4 protein-coding genes are annotated in these 11,976 nt (G+C 36.9%); all 4 read right to left on the reverse strand.

Translation table 11 applies throughout. The features are described from left to right. Positions 1-28: 28 nt before the first annotated feature. The 4 genes from JJQ60_RS09945 to JJQ60_RS09960 all read right to left on the reverse strand — a co-directional run bounded on the left by JJQ60_RS09945 (position 29) and on the right by JJQ60_RS09960 (position 11,973). Positions 29-6,496, reverse strand: a complete 6,468-nt coding sequence (locus tag JJQ60_RS09945; RefSeq protein ID WP_201919206.1) for an eCIS core domain-containing protein — start codon at positions 6,494-6,496, stop codon at positions 29-31. 16 nt (positions 6,497-6,512) lie between these two features. Then, on the reverse strand, positions 6,513-7,250 hold the full coding sequence (locus JJQ60_RS09950; RefSeq protein WP_201919208.1) for a hypothetical protein: 738 nt from the start codon (positions 7,248-7,250) through the stop codon (positions 6,513-6,515). Positions 7,251-7,284: 34 nt separating this feature from the next. Then, the gene (locus tag JJQ60_RS09955; RefSeq protein ID WP_201919210.1) at positions 7,285-10,182 is read right to left on the reverse strand and encodes an eCIS core domain-containing protein; all 2,898 of its coding nucleotides are present in this window, start codon (positions 10,180-10,182) and stop codon (positions 7,285-7,287) included. A 174-nt stretch (positions 10,183-10,356) separates the two neighbouring features. Next, positions 10,357-11,973, reverse strand: coding sequence for a contractile injection system tape measure protein (locus JJQ60_RS09960; protein WP_201919212.1), 1,617 nt, complete (start codon positions 11,971-11,973; stop codon positions 10,357-10,359). Positions 11,974-11,976 lie beyond the last annotated feature (3 nt).

Raw genomic sequence — 11,976 nt, forward strand, 5'->3', positions numbered from 1 at the left:
TGTCTTTTATAATTTTATCTTAGTAAAGTTATAAATTTAGCCATAACCTAAGTTGCGCGGCATCAGTTAAAAGATCTATTCCCCCAACTCGCATACTCCTATTACCTGCTCCCATTTCAAATATACCTGCCCGAGTTACAATTCTTCGCTGGCCATGAGCATTAAATATTTCGAATGTTATATTTGTCGAAGGGCTACTTAGTATTCCATGCATCCATTCTGCATTAGCTCGTACTCCTGAAGGGTTCATAAAACTATAACGTAATCGTTGAACTCTTATAGTGTTTGTACTTCCATCTGCATTGGTAACGGTAACATCTTGTCCAATCATTAAACGATAATCATCAAACTGTTCTAATTCACGAGCCGACAGAGCTTCCCTAATGTATTTTAAATCTTTCATGGTACCATCCTCATTCAATAAGTCAGCATATCTTGTGGTACCAGATGCCCCTGTAAATTGTACATGAGTCAACGAATCTGGGTCATAAACTGCCGAGTACCATCGTTCAGACAAAGAACCTTTATCTGAAGAATTAAGATCATTTGTAATACGCATCATCTCTATATGGCTTGCTTCTTCAAAAGTCTTACCAGGATGAGCAGTAGTTAATCGCTGACGATTGGTTAAATAAGTCATTATATCATTCTTGAAAGCATCTTTAAGTGAGTGTCTTACAAAATCAAGATCCCTTCCTCTTGGACTTGCTAGAAGTTCATTAAATCTTCTTCTTACTCTAGCTTCTGAAGCAATTCCGTTTGATGTAAGCATCTCGTAATATGGTCGGAAACTCGACCTTGAACCAGTACCAGCCAATCTATTGAATGCCAGATTGGGATCAGCAATTTCAGCATCAGTAAAAAATTGTCGGGTATTTGCTCGATCTGTATTAAGATTATACCATCGATTAGATCCCCCTTCATCAAAACGTTTACCTCTTTGATACTCTGCAATAAATTCTTCTCGTGTAAACCTTCTTAACCTAGATCCACGTGCAACGGCTATATCATATGTGCTCCAAGCTTCAAGTAATACTATTCTATCACTACTGATGTGCCCCGATGACAATACCCTGGTAAGCCTGGCCTGAAACAATCCACTATCAGCAGTAAGACCTAAGTCGCGCAACAAAATTGAAAGTGAATTAGCAGCTCCCGGGTTTGTTGAAGCAGTTGCTAATAAAGTATTAATTTCTCGTAGTGATGCTAAATCATGTGATGTCATTGATCCACCAGTAAACATACCCGGGCGTTGAAGATCTGCAATTCGTTGATTAACATCTGGCCCTTGGTTACCATGCAAACGGTTTATTACATCTCCAGCTTCATCTAATTCATGTCCTAATGCCCTAGGGATATCCTTAGGCGCTAAACGTTGATCAACTTCTACTCGAACTGTCCATCGGTTGGTAGTAGAATTCCAAACTACAGTATTACGAGCTGGTCCAGTGGCGGCTCCGGGAGCAACGGTACCTGTTCCGATAGCACTTCCTGCAGTAAAATCTGAATACACAACAACAACATCTGCCTCAACACGTCCTCCATCAGCTGCATCTATATGCATTGTATAGTTTGATATATCAGCACCTTCTACATGAGTCAGAGATCCATTATGTACAATACTACCTTCTTGTGTAAATGTTCCCCGTACAGTAGTCTGAAAATCTTGAGGACTTGTATGCATATAAGAGAGATCATATCCTGCACTTCTAGATACCCCTCCAACGGCAACAGCAACTCTGCTATTTCTAAATTGAGTTAATATTGTTCTAGCTTCAGCTACCCCAGCAACTGTACCCATACGTCTAACAAAAGCTCTGATTTCGGCTTCAGACATACCCGCCGTATTTAATGCAACAGATAATTCTCCTCTAAATCTATTAAAAGTAGTTTCATTTAAATCTGTTCTAGCTAAAAATGCTTCAACATCAGCTCTAGCGCTACCCAAACGAGGATGAGCAAGAATATCTACCTGAGGCATTACTCTATGTGCTACTGGTGTCCTTACTCCATTAATTGTCGTAAGATCGAGATAAAGCGTTCGCCCTGCACCAATATCATGCATACCACCTCGAATAGAAATGATTGTCATTCCTCCAGTGAGTAATGACATTGCTACTAGTCTTCGTTGTGCTAAAGTTTTTGCTTCTCCTTCGGGCATTGCAGCAATAGCATCGTATTGGTCTGCCGCTTGCGCCGAAAAAGCAATAAGCGAACCAAAATCAGCTGCTATTCCAGCTATTTGAACCGGACGATAAATTGCTTGTGCTCCTAACGCCGATAATCCTCTAAAACCTGTCCAAGCTGCCTCACTTGCCTGGGCCGCCTTAACAATATGTCCTGTGCCAGCAGCTGCAGCTCCAAATAGGCCAGCAGCAATGCCAAATGCATCCACTGCTAATGACTGTGGTGTAAGAGTTCCTAATTCAGAACTCTCATGTATATGCGCCGCTGAACTTGCTGCTTGAGCCAGACCTGATGCAACAAATATTAATGTTGGTACGACAGGGGCTAATGCTCCGCCAGAAGCAGCTACTAAAGCAACAACGCCAGCAACTGCCAGAACCATACTAATAAGATTCAATATTTCAGAAGCACTCCAAGGATGTGTCATCTCACACTTATCCGGGGTACCATGTTTAAATTTCCAATGCATCATCCCCTCTGGAAAACGTTCCGCACTATCTAATTCTGTAATTAATGAACGTGGTGGTACCGTTGTACTTCCACCACTTTCTTCAGTATTAAAAGCTCTATTGTGACGAGTAATATCAAGTAGATGCCATACTCCATCATCTGTACGATAGGTATACATTTTTTGTGGAAGGGCTGTTAAATTATAATGTGGAGTCTCATCATCTTCTGCATCATTACGCAAATTAGCTTGTAATTTTGGATAAAAAACAGCTTGAACCGGTTGTGCATCCGGGTGATCGCGATACAACTTTCTTAAATGATTACTATAAGCTCCCGATACTTCTAATTGACGGGCTGAATCTGTAAACCCTGCTAATCGAAGTTTATCAGAAATATAACGGTTCAGTATACCGGTAACATCATAAAATTTGTCTAAATAGTTTCGCCAATTCTCAGGAGATGAACCTCCATTAAGAGCACTTATATTTTGTCGGTTTGTACCCGCAGTGATATAGGCATTAGTTGTATAGGCCGGATGAGTAATAGTCGTTCTTGATAAACCATCATACTCTACTTCAGTGGTTTCTGGATGAAATACGTCTCGATTACTTACTTCCGTTCTCAATTGATTATAAAATCCTCTAAATGCTGTTTTTGCCTCGGTACTTTGTCCGGCACTAATGGTTTGATTTATTGCAGCTTCTATAATAATTGCTTGTGCTTGTGCGCTGTTCCATGCATCTACCAACTCTTGTGAAACACCTGCTACGGAAACAGCATTCTGACGAATAATGGCAGAAAATTGTTCGTAGTTCAATAATTCATTTGCCACGGTACGTCCTTCTTGATCAGCAAGATCAGTAACAGATTGTCTTTCAGATAATGTTCTATAAGACTCAATAATTCGTATAGGGCGGCTTAAATTAATTTGTGGCATGCTTCGAACACCTGTTAATATATTAGCTTCTAAGGTGTATTGCCCTATAGGAGGCATTGGGATTCTACTTACCCCAGATGGTGGTGCGGTTGGAAAACGTGGCCCAACAGGATCTTCATGATTTTCATCCCACATATGATATTGTGTTACTCTTGGGTAGGTATAATCATGATAATTAAGCCTTGCTACGAATGAAGGAAAATCTCTAGTGATAGCTTCACCAGGATCAACAGGAGTCTCATTTATGTTAGTGGTTGTATATAACTCAATTTGCAATTCACTTACATCACCATTCCACCTAGGAGCTGGTTCTCCTCCACAAAAACATCTTTGTAATTTTAATCCCGATTTTATTTCGGGCATTTTAGTTTTTGGTATTTCTATTTCTTGTTCATTAGATTTAGTCCATATTTGTGCAACTGCATTTACTGCTGTATCATCAGCCTGTTCCTCAAGCAAAGAGTCGGTTGCTTGGTTATTTTTTTCCATTACAGTATTTGAATTGCTGCCTTTTTGCTGCTGAACATGTGCCAATTCGTGTGCCAATAATGCATCGCCTGCCATGGAACCTGGTTTGTATTGACCACTACCAAATGCCACATGATTACCAAGGGTAAAGGCACGCGCATTCATACTATTAGAAAGATTGGCTGCGTTACTATCAGTATGTATTTTAACATCTGAAAAACTTGCCCCAAATGCACCTTCCATTTTACTTCTAGTTCCTGCCTCTAGAGTACTACCTCCTTCAAGAGTTTGCAATATATTTTGTGGTGCTTGTGATGGTTTAGAACCTCCCGTTTTTGATTTAAAGAAAAGACTTCCAATACCCGATACAACACTCGACACTCCTGATGCTATCGAACTAATACCTGAGGTTACAGTATTCATCCCTGAACGCACAGCTCCCATAATACGTACTGCCCTTCTTATACTATCAGGAATTTGAGTAATAATCTCATCTGGAATACCTGATAGATCTCCGTTTTCCAGCCAATTCGTCGCCGCAACACGAACCCGGTTACCAAAAATTTCAAAAAACTGTTCTAGATTTACAGCATTTTGAAGTTGTGTATCATACCGTAAAAGAAGAGCCTCTATTCTTATTGGAGTTAACGTTCTTAATCGTGAGATTGCTCGTGTAAGGTATGGACATAGTTCTGCTGTGAAAGGAGTGTTTGCAAATGCCGCATTAGTAACTGCACATGCTCTCTCATTCAATCGATCAATAAAAACCGTTTTAGTAAGTTGTTCTGAGGAAGGTATTTCTGTATCCTCTACAATAAATCTAGGTGTTCCTTCATCGGATGAGGTGGCGGCATCCTCATTTTTTTGTATTTGCGGCGTTTCTTTTTTCTGTACTGAAGCTCCTTGTTGTATGGTATGCGTTAACTCATGTGCCAGTAAATGTTTCCCTTTTGTAGTATTTGTATCGTATTTACCTTCATTAAAATAGATATCATTTCCATGTGTAAAGGCTTGAGCTCCTAATTCTTTACTCATTTGTACCGCACTACTATCTGTATGAATATTAACGCCGCTAAAATCTATTCCGAATCCGGATTCCATCTGGTTTCGGGTTTTACTATCCATAGTAGTACCTTTACCCGCACTTGTATTAAGTTTATTTTGTAAACTATCAGAACTAGTACTCGGTACTACTGAATCCTGTTGCTTGTTCTGTATTATTGTTTCAGAACCTGTAAAGGGGGTAAAAAAAGCGTGGAATTGAGATCTTGGACGTGTTCTTTCTTTGACTTCACTGAAATTTCCACTATTTCCATCAATAGAATCGATCATATCCCCGTTTACCGCTTTTATGATACAGTGGTGCTGTTGCTTGGTAAAATATCCGATATCACCTGGTTGAGGATTATCTGTTGGTTGAAGTGTGCCAAATGCTGATACTCCTTTTCCCATTTGCCAATATCCCAAATCAATCCCGGCTTTTTTAATAGCATATACCGAAAAAATACCACACCAATGTGGAAACTCTTTAGTATATCTTACATTTTCGATCACTTCGTCGGGCCATTCGTCTTTTGCCGCTAAATGAAAAATTTCTAATAAATGTTCTGCTCCAACTCGTCGACCAGAGCCGTCATCTTTTTTGGCTTCAATTTTACCGACCATCTTTTGAGCTTCTTCGACAATGCGCTCTCTTGATCCAGTTGTCGCACTTCCTCCACCACTTAATTGTACATTAGGTATCTTTTTGAACAGAATTGGATATTCTGTATTTTCCATTTCTCTGGACCTTAATTGTAAATTAGGGTCTTCTTCATCAGAAGGGTCGCCAGCAGCGTTAACGACTTCTTTTTTTTGTAATTCCTTATCTTCAGCATTTTCATCTACTTCTTCTTTCTCGCATTCATCACATTTTGCTTGGATTGAAGTAGCGGTAGAAGTTACTTTATTGCTTACAACCTCAGAAATTGTTTCAGTAGTTGGATCAACTACATCGGTTTTTGTTTGTACGGCCTTATCTGTAGCCTCGCTTTCAAAAATGGGTTTTTCTTGAATCTCCGGAGTATCCTCTACAACCTCTTGTGTTTCTTCTTCCTTCTTTTGAAGCTGCTCTTTGTCTTCACACTCATCACACTTGTTTTGTATTGTTGTATATGCAGATTTGGTCTGTACAACATTCTTATTTCTATCTTCTAGAGAAGAAACTTCGGTAGAGGGTTCATTTAATTTTTGTACTACCTGATCTGCCATAGCATCAGCCTCAATCTCATATTTGTCATTGGGTTGACCTATAGTTAGCTTAGGCTGTACAATGGTCGGACCAAAAAAAGGTTCTGTAACATCATTAGATTTTGAAAAAAAGCCGTTCTCCCCTTCTTTTTTAAAGAAAGGTTGCCGCTTAGCCTGAACTTGGCTGTTTGCGGTAGCACTTGTTTTTGCTTCGGCTGTTTTCACTTTTTAATACTTTGTTTTATATATCTACAAGAAGTGCTTCTTTGAATTGCTTTGTCAATTGAAACATATCTCTTTCTATCTCGGGCGTGATTACATCTAAAATATTTTTGGTCATTCGCATATATAATCCTTCGTTATTATTCACCCATTCATGTTGGTAACATTTAATATTTTGTAATTTTTCTATATCGAAAAAATCGAGGTGTTGTTTCCCCAAAAAAATGAGCCAAAAAATACCATTAAACATGGGACCAAACGTTAAGGGATTTTGATATTCTCCATCTAAAGAATCTGTAAGCTCGCTATATCTATCATTAGGATGAATAAAGGCAAATTCTGTATCCTGTATAGTATGTGCTTTCTTAAATGTCTCGGCTAACAAATCTGATCCATCATCGGCGAGAAAATGATCGCTCTGAAAATAAAAATTAAATCTGTTCATCCCTCTAATCTGTTTCATAGAAGACACATATGGAAAAAGTAGTAGGTTTGCTTCCCAATCAAATGGTTTAGAACTTCCAAGATTAACACAAAAAGACCCGTTTTTCTTCTCTTTTATCTTCAATAGATATTGAATCACATCAAAACCTTTTTCAACAGGTTTTTTTTCATCTTCATACATTCCTTCATACATCCACTCGACCTGATCAAATACTTGAAGGTCATTTATATTTTCAAATATTTGTCTCGGAATTTCATTTCTATTTTTATACCAATCATGATATCGAGTTGTTCCGCTCCAATATAATTTCATATCAATTACTTTTCTTTTAATTTAGTTAAACACCTCATATTTTCACTAATTTATTGGTTACATTATCAATATAATGTACTCCAAATCCATAAACTGTTGAGAGTGCTTTATTAAGTTCAGCTGCTTCTTTGGTAGGGAATAAATAATTTACAGCTTTTACCGTATTTCCATCGGGAGCTACTTTTCCAATCAGAGCTAGATAATCGTCAGCCTGCCCTGTAGGAACTTTGCTCAATTGATGTTTCATATCCCATATCTCACCCGCGCTTGGTAACCATTTATCTACTGTACGCGTATAAGGCGGTTTAGCTTTGCCAATTAGCTTTTTTAAGTCAAAACTTATTCTTCCAAATGTTTTAGATGCAAGTTTTGGAACATGAAGTGCTATCCACTGTTCGAACATTGCACCTTTTAAAGCTGCTCCTCTACGAGGTTCGGCTTTAATCATTTCTGCCAAAATTTTATTGAGTTTTTTAATGTCTTTTCCAGTCTTTGCAGGAATAACACTAGTTAAATATCGTGTAAAGGTTCTATATCCCTGTGCTAGATTGGCATCTCCTGGAGTCAAAAAATCGGCAAGCTTAAGAAAATCTTTATCAGTTAACCCGGCTTCTTTAATTGCCGTCATCAGAGCAGATCCTTTTTTTCTTAGCTTTCTGGAAATTTTTATTTTATTAAGACCTTTTGGCAATGCCCTTATAACATCATCAACTGTACTAAGTACTTTTCCTCCTTTTGACACTAATTTTAGTGCTTTTTGAATTTCATCTACATCTACCTTACATGGAGAGGAACACCCAAGCAAGCGAAGTTTTGCATTGTTTGCCATACGGGCAAAGCGTTCTCTTGCCCATTGGGGAAGCTTTTTAAGCTTCCCTATATCTGCTTTGCTTAATCTTTTTAAAATACCTAACGGAATTCTAAGAACTCTGGCAGCCCAACCATGAGCTTCAGACAATGCATTAGCTGCTTTGAGAGCCTTGCGCACTTTTTCAACACCTTTGCCTTTTAAGGTATTGGCTTTGTTCATGATTTTTTGAACACTTTTTAGTTTTCCTAAATACTTTGCTAGTTTTCCAAATTTTCCAGCTTTTCCGGCCCATTTGATCGCGGTAACGATTCCTCCAGAAAAAACAAGCATTAGTATTTCTACTATAGCATATCCTATTACATACCCCCTAAACTTCCATCTATCCCAGACATTAGGATGGTTCCATTTTTCTCCAACCATCTTTAAGATATCACTCATTTTTATTTTAGAGATGTCTTTAAAAAAGGCTTTCGCATCAGAAATTAATGTTCCCTTAAAGAGTTTTACAATGATATCTTTTATTAATACGACTAAATCATAAAGTCCTATAAAGACATCAGCTATTGACATCACTGCGCCATGTAGTAATCCCACAACAAAAGCTGCAATACCTATAGCAATATCAGCAAGCGTTGAAAGCATTTCATACGAAATAGAACCCGAAGAAACCTGTCCGCGCATAGCCTCTACTAATTGCTTACCAGGCACCCAGATTTGCCCTTTTTTTGTTTTTGTCTTTACCCAAGAATCGTTAGGATTATCCTTATAAATATACCTTCGGCCTTTTGATTGGTTTACCGCAGTAAGCACATTGACTAAAAACCGGAAATCATTTTTACACGCAAGGGTAAATAAACTATTCTTAATAAGGCAGTCTGAAACATGTCCTGGAAATAACTCTATTGCCAAAGACAAAGCTCCTTGTCCTTCCTTGGTAATTCTATACAACCGAGCACCAGGATCGGGCATATCTATATTGATCCTATGGGCCGGAATATAACCATGAGTGCCTTTTTTTACTGGTAGAGTACTTCCTTCTTGATGCCCCATTACATATACAGAATACCAACCATGCTTATCTTTTCTATCCACAAATACCCGCGTATTAAGAGGTAATATCCCTAAACTTGTATTTACGCGATTTGTTTGTGGCCAAAGTGTGGTTCCTTCATCATGCTGCACTACCCCGTTAGTTTCAACCGGAGTTCCTTCTTCCATGTCCGTTAACTGCTTTTCTGTAGGTTCGAATACAGGTTCTTCGTATTCTCCCAGATCATCTTGTTTTTGGACTAAATTACTTTTTCCTTGTTGTACTGTGTGTGTTAGTTCATGTGCTAATAGATGTTTTCCTGAGCTCGAATTGGTGTCGTATTTTCCTTGATTAAAATAAATGTCACTTCCATGAGTAAAAGCCTGAGCTCCCAATGCTTTGCTCATTTGTACAGCTTGACTTCCTGTATGCACTCTAACATTACTGAAATCTGCCCCAAAAGCTGAGCCCATTGATTTTTCAACATTTGCAGATAATGGTCTTCCTCCTCCTTTAGAAGAATTTAAGTCGCTTTCTACATCATAACTCGATTGATTTTGAGTAGTTTCTGACTTTTCTTGAATGTCCTCTTCGGTTTCAGAAAACTCATCTTCTTTTTTCTGAAGTTTTTCTTTTTCTTCGCATGAAGCACATTTTCTTTGCAATTTTACATTAGGCAATGGCTTTTTTTGCAGATTATTTTCGGGCTCATCGGTGTTACTTTCAAAAATAGGTTTGCGTTGTACTTCTAATTCGTTTTGAAGCACTTCATCTTCTTCCTTTTTTTGAAGTTTTTCTTCTTGCTCACAGTCATTACATTTTGGCTGAATATATTTTGGAGAATTTGTAGTAGTAGTACTTAATCGCTGTACTACTTTATCCGCCATTTCATCAGCTTCTACTTCGAATTTATCATTAGGCTTTCCTACAGTTAGTTTTGGTTGAGTCGTAGATGGGTTAAAAAATGAGGTAACTGTTTTGTTAGATTTAGAAAAAAAACCTCCTTGCCCATCTTTTTTGAAGAAGGGCTCCTGCTTCATTTGGATCTCATTTTGTGAAGCTGTGCTTTTTTGTACTTCGTCTACTTTCAACCTTTTTTATATTTTGTTGTGTAATTTTTTTAGATCATGGTTTTTAATTAAGGATTGTATTACATTGGTACCGAATAGCATAAACAAGAATACTCCTAAAAATAGAGTTACAATTTCGTAGAAGAAGAGGTGATCAAAGATTGATTTCATATTCTCTATTTTTGAATTTAATGTTTATCTCCACTCTACTTTAAGAATTTCTTTCATCCAAGGGAGTTTTATCAAGCCTAAATTCCAAGGGAGTCTATCCAACAAAATATCCAAGGTCTTTTGTTCTACAAATAGTTTCCATCCTGTTTGTTCTTTTTCTAATTTTCCTTCTCTCATAAGAAACCCTTCACGCAAACCATCTGGTGAAGTACCACCTAACACACCCCAATGTTCTATTACAGCTTGGAGTAAGTTGTTAGCTTCTACTTTTTCTTCTTTTGTTAATTTAATGCTATGATCCAGAGGTATATTTACCGGCATCTGACAAAGAAATTTTGGCAATACCATCTCATATTCTTTAGGATCTTCTTTTGCCGTAGCTAAAAAATGTAATAATACTACCGCTTTACTTTGGGCTTTAAAGTCTATAAAATCCTTTTCACCTAATAGACCTAGTTTTCTATAAAAAGAACTCAAAAAAGGATGAAGTAATACGACTCCTGCATTATTAAAAAATTGAGGCGTTTCTAATTCTTCTTCATTAGATACGGCATCTTCAATTTCTAAAAAGCCATCTTTACCATCATCAATTTCATCATCATCTTTTAATAAAGAGATTTCTTTTTCTTTTTCATGTACTTGAGGTACTTTCTCAAGTATTGCTTGTAAAAAAGGATAATCAGTTTCAGTTTTTATGACTTTAATATTTACGGTTTCTTTAAAAAGAAAAGTCATAAATGGTTGTTTCATTACTGCTATTCCTAAAGAAATACTTTCTAATTTTTTTCTTCCTAGAATTACCTCTTTGAAAATATATTGCCAAATATTAATTTCTAATACTCTATCATCTATAGGTATTGATTTGGCTGACTGATTTTTAGAAAGATCTTTAATTTCTTTACACAAATCCAGGAGTTTAGTTTGAGAAAACCCTGTATATAATTCTACTATTGATTTTAGGTCTTTGCCAGTATGTTGTAGAACCAATCTTTTTAATGCAATAGGATATTCTCTTAGTTTGTTTTCTAATATGGTAACAGCATCTATGTCTATTCCTAAAGTTTCAAGAATTAAAGGCATCCAATCTTCTGTAGGCTCTATGGTGTAAGAAGGTAACCTTCCCTTTTCCAACCAGTATAACCATAAATCAAAATAATATCTCCTAAGCAATTGCCTGTTGTTTTTTTCTAATTTTGACTCATTATCAGTATGTTCTCTATTCGTACGTTTCTCTTTAGAATAATGTTCTAAATTTTCCTTCTGCTTTCTATGATATACATCTTTTTTAAGATCGAATGTTTTATCATTTTGATTTTCATTTTTAACTTTAAAACCGTTTTTATGTATACTTAAGTTTTTTACCCTTTCTTCTATTGTTTTTTCTAAAAGCTTAATGATTTTATCGACAATCTCAATAATCTGTGCCCTATTATTTAAATTAATATGACCTATATCTAATTCAATCCTATTTAAACTAATCACCTCATCTTCTCCTACAATTCTATCAAACATTGTGGTCAGCATAGGCAACAAATCTTTCCACACCAATTCACTAACTTTTTGTTGCATGGCATATATTTTATCAGAAGAATTAACTTCTATATCTATAATTTGTTTACCAATGAGATGTTTGTTTGCCATTTT

The sequence above is a fragment of the Aquimarina mytili genome, from assembly GCF_016735115.1.
Taxonomy (GTDB): domain Bacteria; phylum Bacteroidota; class Bacteroidia; order Flavobacteriales; family Flavobacteriaceae; genus Aquimarina; species Aquimarina mytili.

Excerpts from the sequence above, each read along its gene's own strand:
- JJQ60_RS09950 (WP_201919208.1), bottom strand. The coding sequence starts at position 7,250 with ATGAAATTATATTGGAGCGGAACAACTCGATATCATGATTGGTATAAA.
- JJQ60_RS09960 (WP_201919212.1), bottom strand. The coding sequence starts at position 11,973 with ATGGCAAACAAACATCTCATTGGTAAACAAATTATAGATATAGAAGTT.